Annotated in this window: 14 protein-coding genes; 9 read left to right on the top strand and 5 right to left on the bottom strand. The window is 70.7% G+C overall.

What is annotated here, in order from left to right:
- Window positions 1-2 precede the first annotated feature (2 nt).
- The 3 genes from CLM62_RS43090 to CLM62_RS43100 are packed head-to-tail and all read right to left on the bottom strand — an operon-like array spanning window position 3 to window position 3,557.
- Window positions 3-1,010 carry an ABC transporter permease gene (locus CLM62_RS43090; RefSeq protein WP_095755338.1) on the bottom strand — a complete coding sequence of 336 codons (1,008 nt, stop codon included), beginning with the start codon at window positions 1,008-1,010 and terminating at the stop codon, window positions 3-5.
- Complete coding sequence (locus CLM62_RS43095) at window positions 1,003-2,043, bottom strand: ABC transporter permease (protein ID WP_095755339.1); 1,041 nt, start codon at window positions 2,041-2,043, stop codon at window positions 1,003-1,005. The genes CLM62_RS43090 and CLM62_RS43095 overlap by 8 nt, the downstream gene beginning before the upstream one ends.
- The gene (locus CLM62_RS43100; protein WP_095755340.1) at window positions 2,040-3,557 is read right to left on the bottom strand and encodes a sugar ABC transporter ATP-binding protein; all 1,518 of its coding nucleotides are present in this window, start codon (window positions 3,555-3,557) and stop codon (window positions 2,040-2,042) included. Before CLM62_RS43100 ends, CLM62_RS43095 begins: the two co-directional genes overlap by 4 nt.
- A gap of 261 nt (window positions 3,558-3,818) precedes the next feature.
- On the opposite strand from CLM62_RS43100, the gene rhaI reads away from it, so the two are divergent.
- The 6 genes from rhaI (at window position 3,819) to CLM62_RS43130 (ending at window position 11,596) form a co-directional block, all read left to right on the top strand.
- Entirely contained in the window at window positions 3,819-4,979 is a 1,161-nt protein-coding gene (rhaI, locus tag CLM62_RS43105; protein ID WP_095755341.1) for an L-rhamnose isomerase, read from the top strand.
- A 136-nt stretch (window positions 4,980-5,115) separates the two neighbouring features.
- Entirely contained in the window at window positions 5,116-7,155 is a 2,040-nt protein-coding gene (locus CLM62_RS43110) for a bifunctional aldolase/short-chain dehydrogenase (RefSeq protein WP_095755342.1), read from the top strand.
- Between the two features lie 5 nt (window positions 7,156-7,160).
- On the top strand, window positions 7,161-8,600 hold the full coding sequence (locus CLM62_RS43115) for a rhamnulokinase family protein (RefSeq protein ID WP_179382465.1): 1,440 nt from the start codon (window positions 7,161-7,163) through the stop codon (window positions 8,598-8,600).
- 70 nt (window positions 8,601-8,670) lie between these two features.
- A complete protein-coding gene (locus tag CLM62_RS43120; protein WP_095755343.1) occupies window positions 8,671-9,426 on the top strand; it encodes a (Fe-S)-binding protein in 756 nt (251 codons plus the stop codon).
- On the top strand, window positions 9,423-10,901 hold the full coding sequence (locus tag CLM62_RS43125) for a LutB/LldF family L-lactate oxidation iron-sulfur protein (protein WP_095755344.1): 1,479 nt from the start codon (window positions 9,423-9,425) through the stop codon (window positions 10,899-10,901). The genes CLM62_RS43120 and CLM62_RS43125 overlap by 4 nt, the downstream gene beginning before the upstream one ends.
- Window positions 10,898-11,596: an LUD domain-containing protein gene (locus CLM62_RS43130; RefSeq protein ID WP_095755345.1), complete on the top strand. Its 699-nt coding sequence runs from the start codon at window positions 10,898-10,900 to the stop codon at window positions 11,594-11,596. The genes CLM62_RS43125 and CLM62_RS43130 overlap by 4 nt, the downstream gene beginning before the upstream one ends.
- 17 nt (window positions 11,597-11,613) lie before the next feature.
- Here CLM62_RS43130 and CLM62_RS43135 read toward each other — a convergent pair whose 3' ends face one another.
- A complete protein-coding gene (locus CLM62_RS43135; RefSeq protein WP_095755346.1) occupies window positions 11,614-12,207 on the bottom strand; it encodes a hypothetical protein in 594 nt (197 codons plus the stop codon).
- A gap of 310 nt (window positions 12,208-12,517) precedes the next feature.
- Between CLM62_RS43135 and CLM62_RS43140 the strand changes: the two genes are divergently transcribed.
- From CLM62_RS43140 to CLM62_RS43150, 3 genes are all read left to right on the top strand, one after another.
- On the top strand, window positions 12,518-13,375 hold the full coding sequence (locus tag CLM62_RS43140) for a MoxR family ATPase (RefSeq protein ID WP_095755347.1): 858 nt from the start codon (window positions 12,518-12,520) through the stop codon (window positions 13,373-13,375).
- Window positions 13,372-14,730 (top strand): VWA domain-containing protein, encoded by a 1,359-nt coding sequence (locus tag CLM62_RS43145; protein WP_095755348.1) that lies wholly within the window; start codon window positions 13,372-13,374, stop codon window positions 14,728-14,730. The genes CLM62_RS43140 and CLM62_RS43145 overlap by 4 nt, the downstream gene beginning before the upstream one ends.
- A 134-nt stretch (window positions 14,731-14,864) precedes the next feature.
- Entirely contained in the window at window positions 14,865-15,839 is a 975-nt protein-coding gene (locus tag CLM62_RS43150; protein ID WP_095755349.1) for an NAD(P)-dependent alcohol dehydrogenase, read from the top strand.
- 21 nt (window positions 15,840-15,860) lie between these two features.
- On the opposite strand, the gene CLM62_RS43155 is transcribed toward CLM62_RS43150, so the two are convergent.
- Window positions 15,861-16,220, bottom strand: coding sequence for a cupin domain-containing protein (locus tag CLM62_RS43155; RefSeq protein WP_095755350.1), 360 nt, complete (start codon window positions 16,218-16,220; stop codon window positions 15,861-15,863).
- Window positions 16,221-16,323 lie beyond the last annotated feature (103 nt).

A 16,323-nucleotide genomic window follows, 5' to 3' on the forward strand; every position in this document is an offset into this window, starting at 1 on the left:
CTTTACGAGGGTGAGCTGAGTGACGAGGTCGGAGTCGAGGCGGCCCTGCGGCCCGCCCTCGCTACGGAGATCTGCCGTGCGACCCGGGGGCCGAGCACGGAGAGGACGAGCAGAACGCCGGTGACGACGATCTGCGACTGGGCGGAGACGTCCTGGAGGCTCATCACGTTCTGCAGCGCGCCGAGCAGGAAGACTCCCGCGATCGCGCCGCCGAGCGTGCCCTTGCCTCCGTCGAAGTCGATGCCGCCCAGCAACACCGCTGCCACGACGGACAGTTCGAGGCCGGTGGCGTTGTCATAGCGGGCGCTGGCGTAGTGCAGCGCCCAGAAGATCCCGGTGAGGGAGGCCATCAGTCCGGTCACCGTGAACAGGATCAGCTTCTGCCGCTTGACCCGGATGCCGGCGAACCGTGCGGCCTCTTCGCTCGCGCCGGTCGCGAACAGCGACCGCCCGAACGGGGTGGCGTGCAGGGCGACGACGGCGATGGCGAGCAGGACCAGGAAGGGCAGGAAGGCCTGCGGGATGAACGTGTCGCCGACGCGCCCGGCGGCGAAGTCCAGGTACTGCGTGGGGAAGTCGGTCACGGCGTCCGAGCCGAGCACGATCTGCGCGATGCCCCGGTAGGCGGCGAGCGTGCCGATGGTGACGGCGAGGGACGGCAGCCCGAGCCGGGTCACCAGCAGGCCGTTGATCAGTCCGCAGATCACACCGAGCAGCAGGCAGATCGGGATGATCGCCTCGATCGTCATGCCCTCGTTCCACAGGGCGCCCATCACCGCGCCGGACAGGCCGGCCGTGGAGGCGACCGACAGGTCGATCTCGCCGGAGACCACCAGCAGGGTCATCGGCAGGGCGATCAGCGCGATGGGCAGGGTGTTGCCGATCAGGAACGACAGGTTGAGGGCGTTGCCGAAGCCGTCGACGGTGGAGAAGGACAGCAGCAACAGGACGATGAGAAGGGCGCCGACGACCGTGTCCCAGCGGATCGCGCGCGAGAGGGCCTCAGGCATGGCGGGCGTTCCTCTTCTTCAGGGCGGAGGCCACGCGCAGCGCGACGACCCGGTCGACCGCGATGGCGAGGATGAGCAGGATGCCGTTGATGGCGAGCACCCAGACCGAGCTGACACCGAGGGCGGGCAGCACACTGTTGATGGAGGTCAGCAGCAGCGCACCGAGAGCAGCCCCGTAGACGCTGCCGGAGCCGCCGGTGAAGACCACGCCGCCGACCACGACCGCGCTGACAACGGTGAGTTCGTAGCCGTTGCCGGTGCCGGAGTCGACGTTGCCGAACCGGGCCAGGTACATCGCGCCCGCGAGGCCCGCGAGGGCGCCGCAGAAGGTGTACGCGGCGAGGATCCGCTTGCGGACCGGGATGCCGGCGAGGCGGGCGGCCTCGGGGTTGGAGCCGAGGGCGTACAGCTCGCGGCCGCTGCCGAAGTGCTTGAGGTAGTAGGCGGTCGCCACCAGTACGACGAGGGCGATCATCGCCAGCCACGGCACCGCGGAGATGCCGCCGGAGCCGAAGTCGACGAATCCGCCGGGCAGGTCGGCCGCCGTGATCTGGCGGGAGCCGACCCAGATGGAGTCGATGCCGCGGATGATGTAGAGCGTGCCGAGGGTGACGACGAGGGCCGGCACCTGGCCGAGGCTGACGAGGAGTCCGTTCAGCAGGCCGAAGCCGATGCCGAGCAGGACCGCCAGGACCACGGCGACCACCGGATTGCCGCCGCCCTGGAGGTACGTGCCGGCGGCGAAAGCGGTGATGCCGAGAGTGGAGCCGACCGAGAGGTCCACGTTGCGCGTGATGACGACCAGCGACTGGCCGACGGCGACCAGCACCAGGATGGTCGCGTTCAGCAGCAGGTCCTTGATGCCCTGCTCGGACAGGAACTCGCTGTTGCCGGCCTGGGTGACGGCGATCATCGCCAGGAAGACGATCAGGATGGCGAGTTCGCGCATCTTGAAGACGCGGTCGACCAGCCGGGTGCCGCTGGACTTGGGCACGTCGGCGACGGGGGTCTCGTTCGGGGTGAGGACCGTCATGCGGCGGCCCTCCCGGTGGCTGCGGCCATCACGGATTCCTCGGTGGCTTCGGCGCGCGGGATCTCGGCGGTGAGGCGGCCCTCGTGCATCACGAGCACGCGGTCGGCCATGCCGAGGATCTCGGGCAGGTCGGAGGAGATCATCAGCACGGCCACGCCGTCGGCGGCCAGCTGGCTGAGCAGCCGGTGCACCTCGGCCTTGGTGCCGACGTCGATGCCACGGGTCGGCTCGTCGACGATCAGCACCTTGGGGCCGGTGGCGAGCCACTTGGCCAGGACGACCTTCTGCTGGTTGCCGCCGGACAGCGTGTTGACGGTGTCGGCGATCCGGGCGTACTTGACCTGGAGCTTGACGGCCCAGTCGAGGGAGCGGCTGCGTTCGGCGCCGCGGTCCACGAGGCCGGCCTTGACCGTCGTACGCAGACCGGTGAGCCCGATGTTGCGTTCGATGGACATGTCCATCACCAGGCCCTGGGCGCGCCGGTCCTCGGGGACGAGGGCGAGCCCGGCGGCCATCGCGGTGGACGGGGCGCCGTTGGTCAGCTTGCGCCCCTGGACCTCGACCTCGCCCGCGTCCCAGCGGTCGATGCCGAAGACGGCCCGGGCGACCTCTGTACGGCCGGCTCCGACGAGCCCGGCGAGACCTACGATCTCTCCGTGCCGCACGTCGAAGGACACGTCGGTGAAGACGCCCTCCCGGGTCAGCCGGCGCACGCTCAGCGCGACCTCTCCGGGCCGGACCTCCTGCTTCGGATACAGCTCGTCGAGGTCGCGCCCGACCATGCGGCGTACGAGATCGTCCTCGGTCATGCCGTCGAGCGGTTCGCTGGCGATCCAGGCGCCGTCGCGCAGGGTGGTCACCCGCTGGCAGATCTGGAAGATCTCCTCGAGGCGGTGGGAGATGAAGAGGACGGCGGCGCCCTGTTCGCGCAGGGTGCGTACGACGCCGAAGAGCCGGGCGACCTCGCTGCCGGTGAGGGCGGCCGTCGGTTCGTCCATGATGAGGACGCGGGCGTCGAAGGAGAGGGCCTTGGCGATCTCGACGATCTGCTGGTCGGCGATCGACAGGCCGCGGGCGGGACGGTCGGGGTCGAGTTCGACACCGAGGCGCCGCATCAGGGCCAGGGTCGCGGTGTGCGTGGCCTTGTGGTCGATGCGGCCGAGGACGCGCCGGGGCTGGCGGCCCATGAAGATGTTCTCGGCGATCGACAGGTCGGGAAAGAGCGTGGGCTCCTGGTAGATCACGGCGATACCGGCGTCGCGGGCGTCGCCCGGGCCGTGGAAGAGGACGGGCTCACCTTCGAGCAGCACCTGGCCGGCGTCCGGTCGGTGCACCCCGGCGAGCGTCTTGATGAGGGTCGACTTGCCCGCGCCGTTCTCACCGGCGAGGGCGTGGACCTCGCCGGGGAACAGCTCCAGGGACACGTCCCGCAGGGCGCGCACCGCTCCGAAGGACTTCGATACGTCCTTGAGCGACAACACCGGGGCCGGACCCGCTTCGGACGGGTGGGTCATGAGGGGCTCCTGGACGACGCCGGCGGAAGGCCGTCTCAGCGTCGTGAAAGGTTTCAACTTGGTTGCCGGGACGTTAGGCGTGCCAGCCATGTCACGTCAATGGGTCCGGGTCGAAAAACTTTCGACAGCCGTTCGATAGACAAAGGTCACGGTCAGGGCACGGGAGACGGGTGGGAGGCTGGGTTTGCCGGAACTCTTGACACCCCTGCGGACGCGCCATAGCTTCGCGCTTTGAATCGATTCATACGAAGGAGCACCCAAGTGACCGAGCTCGCTGCGGTGAAGGCCGCTCTCAAGACCCAGGCAGTCGAGACGCCGTCGTGGGCGTACGGGAACTCGGGCACCCGCTTCAAGGTGTTCGCGCAGGCGGGTGTCCCCCGAGACCCGTGGGAGAAGCTGGCGGACGCGGCCAAGGTGCACGAGTTCACCGGCGTGGCTCCGACGGTCGCGCTGCACATCCCGTGGGACAAGGTCGACGACTATGCGGCGTTGGCGAAGTACGCCGAGGAGCGCGGCGTGAAGCTGGGCGCGATCAATTCGAACACGTTCCAGGACGACGACTACAAGCTGGGCAGCATCTGTCACGCGGACGCGGCGGTGCGGCGCAAGGCACTGGATCACCTGCTGGAGTGCGTCGACATCATGGACGCCACCGGGTCGCGGGATCTGAAGCTGTGGTTCGCCGACGGCACGAACTATCCCGGGCAGGACGACATCCGGGAGCGGCAGGACCGGCTCGCGGAGGGTCTGGCCGAGGTGTACGAGCGGCTGGGCGACGGGCAGCGGATGCTGCTGGAGTACAAGTTCTTCGAGCCCGCCTTCTACACCACCGATGTGCCGGACTGGGGGACCGCGTACGCGCACTGCCTCAAGCTGGGCGAGAAGGCGCAGGTCGTGGTCGACACCGGGCACCATGCGCCCGGCACCAACATCGAGTTCATCGTCGCGACGCTGCTGCGGGAGGGGAAGCTGGGCGGGTTCGACTTCAACTCGCGGTTCTATGCCGATGACGACCTGATGGTCGGGGCCGCGGATCCGTTCCAGCTGTTCCGGATCATGTACGAGGTCATCCGCGGTGGTGGCTTCGCCCCTGAGGTCGCGTTCATGCTCGATCAGTGTCACAACATCGAGGCGAAGATTCCGGCGATCATCCGGTCGGTGATGAATGTGCAGGAGGCCACGGCCAAGGCGCTGCTCGTGGATCGGGAGGCGTTGGTTGTGGCTCAGCGGTCGGGGGATGTGCTGGGTGCGAACGCCGTGATCATGGACGCGTACAACACGGATGTGCGGCCGCTGCTTGCTTCGCTCCGCGAGGACATGGGGCTCGACCCCGACCCCATGGCCGCGTATCGCCGGTCCGGGTGGGCCGAGAAGATCGTTGAGGAGCGCGTTGGTGGTCAGCAGGCCGGTTGGGGGGCGTAAGCGTCTGCCCCGATCTGTCGTCTGCGGACTGCGGGCCGTCTGTGGCTGGTCGCGCCACGCGGCGGAGCCTCATATCGATGCAGCCCCGCGCCCCTGAAGCTCCACTCACCCTCTCTCACGTAAGGACTGAAGGTTCATGGCACCCCATCCCGAAGCCGCCGCCCTCCTCGCCCGTTCCCATCGGCTCGGCGCCGACCCCCGTAACACGAACTACGCCGGCGGCAACGCCTCCGCCAAGGGCACCGACACCGACCCCGTCACCGGCGGTGACGTCGAGCTGATGTGGGTCAAGGGGTCCGGTGGTGACCTCGGCACGCTCACCGAGGCCGGGCTGGCCGTGTTGCGGCTCGACCGGCTGCGGGCGATGAAGGGGGTGTACCCCGGGGTCGAGCGCGAGGACGAGATGGTCGCCGCCTTTGACTACTGCCTGCACGGCAAGGGCGGTGCGGCCCCGTCCATCGACACGGCGATGCACGGGCTGGTCGAGGCCGCGCACGTCGATCACCTCCACCCCGACTCCGGCATCGCGCTGGCCTGCGCTGCCGACGGGGAGAAGCTGACCGCCGAGTGTTTCGGCGACACCGTGGTGTGGGTGCCCTGGCGGCGGCCCGGTTTCCAGCTCGGGCTGGACATCGCGGCCGTGAAGGAGGCCAACCCGCAGGCGATCGGGTGCGTCCTCGGCGGGCACGGGATCACGGCCTGGGGTGACACGTCCGAGGAGTGCGAGCGCAACTCGCTGCACATCATCCGCACCGCGGAGGCGTTCCTCGCCGAGCGCGGGAAGCCGGAGCCCTTCGGCCCGGTCATCGAGGGATATGCGGCCCTCGGCGCCGCCGAGCGCCGGGAGCGGGCCGCCGCTCTCGCCCCCGTGATCCGGTCGCTGGCCTCCCAGGACCGCCCGCAGGTCGGCCACTTCACCGACTCCGAGGTCGTCCTCGACTTCCTCGCCAGCGCCGAGCACCCGCGCCTCGCGGCCCTCGGCACCTCCTGCCCCGACCACTTCCTGCGCACCAAGGTGCGGCCGCTGGTCCTCGACCTGCCCCCGACGGCTCCCCTGGACGAGGCGATCGCGCGGCTGAAGGAGCTGCACGCCGAGTACCGCGAGGAGTACGCCGCCTACTACCAGCGGCACGCCGAACCCGACTCCCCCGCGATGCGCGGCGCCGACCCGGCGATCGTGCTCGTGCCGGGCGTGGGCATGTTCTCCTTCGGCAAGGACAAGCAGACCGCCCGGGTGGCCGGCGAGTTCTACGTCAACGCGATCAACGTGATGCGCGGGGCCGAGGCGGTCTCGACGTACGCGCCGATCGAGGAGTCGGAAAAGTTCCGCATCGAGTACTGGGCGCTGGAGGAGGCCAAGCTCCAGCGGATGCCGAAGCCCAAGCCGCTGGCGACGCGCATCGCCCTGGTCACGGGCGCGGGCAGCGGGATCGGCAAGGCCATCGCGCAGCGGCTGGTCGCCGAGGGCGCGTGTGTCGTGATCGCCGACCTCAACGCGGAGAACGCCCAGGCTGTCGCCGAGGAGCTCGGCGGGCCCGACAAGGCCGTCGCCGTGACCGTCGACGTGACGTCCGAGGAGCAGATCGCCGAGGCCTTCAAGGCGGCGGCGCTGGCCTTCGGCGGCGTGGACCTGGTGGTCAACAACGCCGGCATCTCCATCTCCAAGCCGCTGCTGGAGACCTCGGCGAAGGACTGGGACCTCCAGCACGACATCATGGCGCGCGGCTCCTTCCTCGTCTCGCGCGAGGCGGCCCGCGTGATGATCGCGCAGGGGCTGGGCGGCGACATCGTCTACATCGCCTCGAAGAACGCCGTGTTCGCCGGGCCCAACAACATCGCCTACTCGGCGACCAAGGCCGACCAGGCCCATCAGGTGCGGCTGCTGGCCGCCGAGCTGGGTGAGCACGGTATTCGCGTCAACGGAGTCAACCCGGACGGCGTCGTGCGCGGCTCCGGGATCTTCGCGGGCGGCTGGGGCGCCAAGCGGGCGGCCGTGTACGGCGTGCCGGAGGAGAAACTGGGCGAGTTCTACGCCCAGCGGACCATCCTCAAGCGCGAGGTGCTGCCCGACCACGTGGCGAACGCGGTCTTCGCGCTGACCGGCGGGGAGCTGTCGCACACCACCGGGCTGCACGTCCCGGTCGACGCCGGCGTCGCGGCCGCCTTCCTGCGGTGACGGCCGTGAAGTCGTACGCCGCGGTCGACCTGGGCGCCTCCAGTGGGCGTGTCATGGTCGGCCGCGTCGGCCCCGACAGCCTGGAGCTGACCGAGGCGCACCGCTTCCCCAACCGGCCAGTCAGGGTGCCGCCCGAAGGGCTGCGCTGGGACGTGCTCTCGCTGTACGGGGGCGTCCTGGACGGGCTCCGGGCGGCGGGGCAGGTCGACTCCGTCGGCATCGACAGCTGGGCCGTGGACTACGGCCTGCTGGACGCCGACGGGGCACTGCTCGGCAACCCCGTGCACTACCGGGACTCCCGGACCGAGGGGATCGCGGAGAAGGTGTGGGCGACGGTGCCCGCCGACGAGCTGTACGCGGCGACCGGGCTGCAGTACGCGCCCTTCAACACGCTGTACCAGCTGCTCGCGGCCCGGTCGTCGGCTCAACTGTCGTATGCCGAGCGGTTGTTGCTCATCCCCGACCTGCTGACGTACTGGCTCACGGGCGAGCAGGGCACCGAGCTGACCAACGCCTCCACCACCCAGTTGATCGACCCGCGCACGCGCACGTGGTCGTCCGACGTCGCCTCCCGGCTCGGCATCGACCTCGGCCTGTTCGCGCCGCTGCGGCAGCCCGGCGACCCGGCGGGTGTGCTGCGGCCGGCGGTGCTGGAGGAGACCGGGCTGGCCGGACCGGTCCCGGTGACGACGGTGGGTTCGCACGACACCGCGTCCGCGGTGGCGGCCGTCCCGGCGGGGGGCGAGCGGTTCGCGTACATCTGCACCGGCACCTGGTCCCTGGCGGGCCTGGAACTGGACGCGCCGGTGCTGACGGAGGAGAGCCGCCGGGCCAACTTCACCAACGAGCTGGGGCTGGACGGCACGGTCCGGTATCTGCGCAACATCATGGGCCTGTGGCTGCTCCAGGAGTGCGTACGGGCCTGGGGTGACCCCGAGTTGGGCGGGCTGCTGCTCGACGCGGCCAAGGTGCCGGCGCTGCGGTCGGTCGTGGACGCGGGTGACGCGGCGTTCATGGCGCCGGGCCGGATGCCTGAGCGGATCGCCGAGGCCTGCCGTGCCTCGGGGCAGCCGGTGCCCGAGTCCCCCGCCGAAGTCACGCGCTGCATCCTCGACTCCCTCGCCCTGGCCCACCGCAGGGCCGTCGAGGACGCGCAGCGGCTGGCCGGCCATCCGGTCGACGTCGTGTACGTCGTCGGCGGCGGGACGCGCAACGCCCTGCTGTGCCAGCTGACGGCCGACGCCTGCGGGCTGCCGGTCGTCGCGGGCCCGACGGAGGCGGCCGCACTCGGCAACGTCCTGGTCCAGGCCCGGGCCCACGGACTCGTCGGCGACCTGGCGGGGATGCGCGGACTGCTCACCCGTACGCAGCCGCTGACGCGGTACGAGCCGCGGGGCGACACGGCCCGGTGGCGCGAGGCGCAGGCGAGGCTCGCCGTGGGGTGACGGGGACTCCCCCGGGCCACCGGCCCGGACTACGCTGCACTCATCCGATGATCGACCACTAGGAGCCGCGATGCGTGTCGCCCTGTTCCTGACCTGTGTCAACGACACGCTCTATCCGGACACCGGGCGCGCCGTGGTGAAACTGCTGACCAGGCTGGGCGTCGAGATCGACTTCCCGATGGCCCAGACCTGCTGCGGGCAGGCGCACTACAACACCGGGTACCGGCATGAGGCGGAACCGCTGGCCCGGCATTTCTCCGATGTCTTCCGGGACTACGAGGCGATCGTGACGCCGTCCGGGTCCTGCGGGGCGATGGTGCGGGAGCTGTATCCGCGGATGGGTGAGCGGGCCCGGGCCGAGGGGCGCGGGGACACCCTCTCCGCCACCTTGGCGCCGGTCGTGCCGAAGACGTACGAGCTCACGGAGTTCCTGGTGGACGTGCTGGGGGTGACGGACGTCGGGGCGTACTACCCGCACACGGTGACGTACCACCCGACCTGCCACGGGCTGCGCGGGCTGGGCCTGGGCGAGCGGCCCCGGCGGCTGCTCCAGGCCGTGAAGGGGCTGGAGCTGGTCGAGTTGCCGGGGGCCGACGAGTGCTGTGGCTTCGGCGGCACCTTCGCGCTGAAGAACTCCGATGTCTCGGCGGCGATGGGTGCCGACAAGGTGCGCAACGCCGAGTCGACCGGTGCGGATGTGCTGTGCGCGGCGGACAACTCCTGTCTGATGCACATCGGCGGGACGATGACCCGGCTCAAGACGGGCATGCGGCCCGTGCACATCGCGGAGATCCTGGCGAGCACGGAGGAGGAACCGGCGGCATGAGCGGCACGTTCGTAGGGATGCCGGCCTTCCCGAAGGCCGCGCACGAGGCGGTCAACAACCCGACCCTGCGTGGCAATCTGCGCCACGCCACGCACACGATCCGCGCCAAGCGGGCCAAGGCCGTCGCGGAGGTCTCCGACTGGGCGGAGTTGCGGGACGCGGGCAAGCGGATCAAGGACCATACGCTCCGTCATCTCGACCGCTATCTGGAGCAGTTGGAGGAGTCGGTCACGGCGGCCGGCGGCACCGTCCACTGGGCCGCCGACGCCGACGAGGCCAACCGGATCGTGACCGAACTCGTCCAGCAGACGGGCGAGTCGGAGGTCGTCAAGGTCAAGTCGATGGCCACGCAGGAGATCGGGCTCAATGAGGCCCTTCTCGAAGAGGGAATCCACGCCTACGAGACCGATCTCGCCGAACTGATCGTGCAGTTGGGCAAGGACCGGCCCTCCCACATCCTCGTCCCGGCGATCCACCGCAACCGGGGCGAGATCCGGGACATCTTCGCGCGCGAGATGAGCGAGTGGGGGCGCCCGGCGCCCGAAGGCCTCACCGACACGCCCGCCGAACTCGCCGAGGCCGCCCGCCTCCACCTCCGTGAGAAGTTCCTGCGCGCCAAGGTCGGCATCTCCGGCGCCAACTTCATGGTCGCCGAGACCGGCACGCTGGTCGTCGTGGAGTCCGAGGGCAACGGGCGGATGTGCCTGACCCTCCCCGAGACCCTCATCTCGGTCGTCGGCATCGAGAAGATCGTGCCGACCTGGCGGGACCTGGAGGTGTTCCTGCAGACACTCCCCCGCTCCTCGACGGCCGAGCGCATGAACCCGTACACCTCGACCTGGACGGGTACGACGGACGGGGACGGGCCGCAGACCTTCCACCTGGTCCTGCTCGACAACGGCCGCACCGACACCCTCGCCGACGAGGTCGGCCGCCAGGCCCTGCGCTGCATCCGCTGCTCGGCGTGTCTCAACGTCTGCCCGGTGTACGAGCGGGCCGGCGGCCACGCCTACGGCTCGGTCTACCCGGGCCCCATCGGCGCGATCCTCAGCCCCCAACTGCGGGGCACGGCAAGCGAGATCGACGCCTCGCTGCCCTACGCGTCCTCACTGTGCGGGGCCTGCTACGAGGTGTGCCCGGTCGCCATCGACATCCCAGAGGTGCTGGTGCATCTGCGGGAGCGGGTCGTGGAGGGCGGGCCGGTGACGCGGGAGGGCAACAAGGTGGTACTCAAGCCCGCGAAGGGGCATGCCGCCGAGCGGGCGGCCATGCGCGCGGCACGCTGGGCGTTCACGCGCCCGGCCGCCCTGCGCACGGGCCAGCGGCTCGCGTCGCGCACCCGACGCCTGCATCCCCGCACCCTCCCGGGCCCCGGCAGCGCGTGGAGCGGCACACGAGACCTGCCACCGGTACCGGCCGAGCCGTTCCGCGACTGGTGGCAACGCACACACGGCGGAAGGGACGGCGCGAAGTGAGCAGCAGCAGGGAGCGGATCCTGGGCCGGGTGCGGCGCGCGCTGGCGGACGTAGAGGACGTACGACAGGACGACACTCCCCCAGTGCCTGAACGGCCTGGGAGGGACCCCGAGTACGAGCGGGCAGTTCCGCGCGACTATCTGCGCGAGCACGGTGACCGGAGTGTCGAGCAGACGGTGGATCTGCTGGCCGAGAACCTGGCGGACTACCGGGCGATCGTGCACCGCTGCATCGCCGCCGACCTGCCGGCGACGATCGCCGGCATGCTGGCCGCGCGGGGCGCGAAGGCAGTGCTCGTCCCGCCGGGCCTGGATCCGGAGTGGCTCGCGGAGGCGGAGGCCGAGCGGGTCCCCGACCGTGCGGAGAGCACCCCGCACGAGCTGGACCGGGTCGACAGCGTGGTCACGGCGTGCGCGGTGGCCGTCGCCGAGACCGGCACGATCGTGCTGGACGGTTCGCCCGACCAGGGGCGCCGCCGTATCACCCTCGTCCCCGACCACCACATCTGTGTCGTACGGGTCCCCGAGCAGGTCGTCTCCTCGGTCCCTCAGGCCCTCGAACGCCTCGACCCGGCCCGCCCGTTGACCTGGATCTCCGGGCCGTCGGCGACCAGCGACATCGAGCTGGACCGGGTCGAGGGGGTGCACGGTCCGCGCACCCTGGAGGTGGTGCTGGTGAGCGGTCAGCACCTGTAGGCCTCGTCCTTGCGCCTTCAGTGCCCGTAGGCAGGCTCGACGCAGCCGCCCTCCATGTAGGGGCCGTGCGCCTCGACGGTGTTCCGGTGGCTCGGCACCAGCGTCCCCGTGACGCACACGCCGTCCAGGCCGATGACGAACTGGACGGTGTTCTCCACGGTCCGGAGCTGCTCGACCTCGTAGCCGTAGCCGAGGCGGGAGAGTTCGGTGTCGACTGGGACCTTGTCGACGGGGAAGTCCTTGAGCTTCTCGGTCAGCCGCTTCACGTGGGCCTCGCCACGGCAGACGGAGAGACCCTTCAGGGGCGTGGCGCGCCGGTAGGCGTTGTTGTCCGCGTAGTTGGGGGGCTGGTCCCCCACCGCTTCCGTCGCGGGTGGTGAGGAGGTCCCTTCGTCCGACGGCCGCGGTGCCGTCGTACCGCAGGCGGTGTCTTCCAGCTTCCGCAGCTCGGCGCTGATGTGACGCGGCTGCGGCGATGACGACGTCGGGGCGGAGCTGCTCGGGCCGGAGGTCGTGGGCCGCGACCCGCCGTCGGCGCGGGTGCTTCCGCACCCGGTCAGGGCGAGGGCGACGGTGGCGGCCAGGGTCGCCACGGCGGTGCTTCTGTGCATCCGCCGAGTCGATCAGGACGGCGCCGATCGGGCTATGGCGGAGGCCATACCTCCGGTCACGGCCCTGTCACGAATCCTGCAGGAGGAGCGTGGGCAGGGACTCCCGGCGTGTCACTGAGTACACCCCCCGATACGGGTCCTGCGTGACCGCTCTGGACGGGGTCACCCTCTGCCTCGGTCGCGGCACCTTCAACACCCGCGCGCCGGCGCGGGCGCCGGCGCCGTCGAAGACCGTTTCGGGTGACAGAGGCGGTGAACAAGCGCTTAGATAGATGACCGACCAGGTATCGCCGCCGAGCGGGAGGCCCCGTTGTTCACATCCGTCGACGACGTCTCCGCGCGTCTCGCCGAGACCGGTTACCTCGCGTCGCCCGCGGTCGCCACGACCGTCTTCCTCGCCGACCGTCTGGGCAAGCCACTGCTCGTCGAGGGGCCGGCCGGGGTCGGCAAGACCGAGCTCGCCAAGGCCGTGGCGCAGGTCGCTCAGGCACGGCTGGTGCGCCTGCAGTGCTACGAGGGCGTCGACGAGTCCCGGGCGCTGTACGAGTGGAACCACGCCAAACAGTTGCTGCGCATCAGCGCGGGCCGCGACGAGTCGTGGGACGAGACGCGCACGGACATCTTCAGTGAGGAGTTCCTGCTCCCCCGCCCGCTGCTGACCGCCATCCGCGGCGACGAGCCCAAGGTCCTGCTGATCGACGAGACCGACAAGGCGGACGTCGAGGTGGAGGGCCTGCTCCTGGAGGTGCTCAGCGACTTCCAGGTCACCGTCCCCGAGCTGGGCACGATCACCGCGACCCGCCGTCCCTTCGTCGTCCTCACCTCGAACGCGAGCCGCGAGCTGTCCGAGGCCTTGCGCCGCCGCTGCCTGTTCCTGCACATCGGTTTCCCGGACGAGGAGTTGGAACGCCGGATCGTCCGGCTGAAGGTGCCCGGACTGGACGAGGCGCTGGCCCGCTCGGTGGTCCGCGTCGTGGGGGCGTTGCGGGCCCTGGACCTGCGCAAGGTGCCGTCGGTCGCGGAGACCATCGACTGGGCGCGCACGCTTCTCGCGCTGGGCGCCGACACGCTGGACGAGACAGTCGTCCGCGACAGCCTGGGGGTGCTGCTCAAGCATCAGGACGATGTCCTGAAGGCGACCGCCAAACTGGACCTGGACGCCCTGTGAGCACACCGGCAGGCGTCGCCGAGCGGCTGACGTCCCTGGTCGGGGCGCTGCGCGCGCACGGCATCCGGATCGGCACCGGCGAAACCGTGGACGCGGCCGAGGCGGTGGCGGCGCTGGGCCTGGCGGACCGTGAGCGGCTGCGGGAGGGGTTGGCCGCGACGCTGCTGCACGGCACCGCCCAGCGGCCGGTGTTCGACCCGGTCTTCGACCTGTACTTCCCGCGGGGCGTGGGCGGGCCCGAGCAGGAGCCCACGGACCGGGACGACGTGCGTGACCGGCTCGCGGCCGCGCTGGCCGCCGACGACCGGGCCTTGATGGGCCGGCTGGCGGCCGAGGCGGTCGACGGCTTCGGCGGATACGGTTCCTCTCCGGCGTCGGACGGCTGGTCGTCGCACCAGACGCTCGACCGGCTCCGCCCGCAGACACTGCTCGCGCGCGTCCGCGACAACCTCCGTGCGCAGCACGGCGGTTCGGGATTCACCGACCGGCTGCTCGAGGACGAGATCCGGCGGCGCATCGAGGCGTTCCGGGGGATGGTGGCCGATCAGGCGCGGCGCCGGGTCGCCGAGCGGCGCGGCCGGGACGAGATCGCCCGGCGGGCGGTGGCACCGACCGCCGACCGGGTCGACTTCCTGTTCGCGGGCAAGGCGCAACTGGCCGAACTGCGCAGGACGGTACAGCCGCTCGCCCGCAAGCTGGCCACCCGGCTGGCGGCCCGCCGGCGCCGGGCGGCACGCGGCACGATCGATCTGCGCCGCACCCTGCGCGGGTCGCTGTCGACGGGCGGCGTGCCGATGAAACCCGTGCTGCGCCGACGCCGTCCCGTCCGCCCCGAACTGGTGCTGCTGTGCGATGTGTCGGGCTCGGTGTCCGGGTTCTCGGACTTCACGATGCTGCTGGTGCAGGCGCTGCACGATCAGTTCAGCAAGGTGCGGGTGTTCGCCTTCGTCAACCGGATCGACGAGGTGACCCGGCTGCTCGTACACGGCGCGGCCGACGCGGAGGGACTCGGAGCCCGGATCCGCGCGGAGGCCACCCTCACGGGCTGGCACGGCAGCAGCGACTACGGCGTCGCGCTGGGCGAGTTCGCGGAGCGGTACGGCGACGCGGTCGGCCCGCGCACGACCGTGTTCGTCCTCGGGGACGCCCGTACGAACATGAGCGACCCGAACCTCCCGGCCGTACGCCACCTCACCGAACGGGCCCGCCGCGTCTACTGGTTGAACCCGGAAGCACGCTCCCAATGGGGCACGGGCGACTCCGCGGCCCCTGCCTACGCCGAACTGGTCGAAATGCACGAGTGCCGCAGCGCGCGGCAGCTCGGGGACATCGTCGGACGCCTTCTGCCTGTCTGACTACGCCGCCGACTGCGGGTACAGCACCGCGACCGGGGTGGGTTTCCGGGTTTTCTCCGGGAGAACTGGGGCTTGTCCCTGATGTCCGTGCCGCCTCTTTGTCCCTACGCTCCGCAGTAACAAAGGGGGGACCCATGAAGGCAGTGATCCAGCACCGGTACGGCACGGTGGACGAGTTGGAGTTCAGAGAGGTCGATCAGCCGGTGCCCGCGGCCCGCGAGGTGCTGGTACGGGTGCACGCGGCCTCGGTCAACGCGTACGACTGGCACCTCATGCACGGCGATCCGAAGATCGCACGCCTGGTGCTCGGGATCCGCGCGCCGAAGGCGAAGATCCGGGGCAGGGACTTCGCGGGCCGGGTGGAGGCGGTCGGCAGCGAGGTCAAGGGGCTCCACCCCGGTGACGAGGTGTTCGGCGAGGCCGACGGGGCGTTCGCGGAGTTCGTGTGTGTCCAGGACGGCGCGGTGGACCTGAAGCCGGCGGGCTTCACGTTCGAACAGGCCGCCGCGATGCCTCTGGCCGCGAACACGGCCCTCATCGGTCTGCGGGACGTGGCCGGGGTGCGGGCGGGTCAGACGGTCCTGGTGAACGGGGCCTCGGGTGGGGTCGGCACGTTCGCCGTGCAGATCGCCAAGGCGTACGGCGCGGAGGTCACCGGCGTGTGCCGGACGAGGAACGTGGAGCTCGTCCGGTCGCTCGGCGCGGACCACGTCGTCGACTACACCCAGGAGGATTTCACGCGCGGCGGGCGTCGGTACGACGTCGTCCTGGACCTGGTGGGCAATCGCTCGCTGAGCGAGTTCCGGCGTGCGCTGACCCCGACCGGCACGCTCGTGCTGTCCGGCGGGGGCGTGTACGAGGGCGGCAGCCTCCTCGGCCCCATGTCGCTCTTCTTCAAGCGGCGCCTGGTGTCCCCCTTGGTCCGTCAGCGGTTGCTCGAGCTCCCGGCGAAGGCCCGCAAGGAGAACCTCGCGGCGCTCCGGGAGCTCGCCGAGTCGGGGAAGATCACCCCGGTCATCGAACGGACGTATCCCCTCAGTGAGGCGGCCGCGGCCATCCGGCACGTGGAAGAGGAGCACGCACGCGCGAAGATCGTCGTCACCGTGTGAGGCGCGCGCCCGCGAGCAGGATCAGTCCGACTTCGCGTACTCCTTCGCCATGGCTCCCGCGAAGTCGTACGCGACGACCTGCTCGTCGCCGACGACCCAGGCGTCGTGCCCCGGCGGGCACACGAAGACGTCACCGGGACCCAGCTCGCCCTCGGCACCGTCGTCCATGCGGACGCGCAGACGTCCCTGGACGATGTAGCCGTTGTGGTGGATCTGGCAGCTGTCCGTGCCCGCTATCGGCGCCACGGACTCCGTCCAGCGCCAGCCCGGTTCGAAGGTCGCCACGGCGAAGTCCAGTCCGGTGAGGTGGACGGCTTCCAGGTGGCCCCGGGGGAAATCGCGGCGCTCGTCCGGCTTGTCGAGCGTCTTTATCTCAAGCATCACGGGTCTCCCTTCCGGCCGTTGTAGGTACGGCCGGGGCCGGTCTCCGTCGCCCGCTCACCACGAACGGCACCGGCGGGGGCCGCGCCCCACCACTCCATCG

Origin of the sequence: Streptomyces sp. SA15, from assembly GCF_002291145.1 — a bacterium.
In the GTDB taxonomy this organism is placed as follows: Bacteria; Actinomycetota; Actinomycetes; order Streptomycetales; family Streptomycetaceae; genus Streptomyces.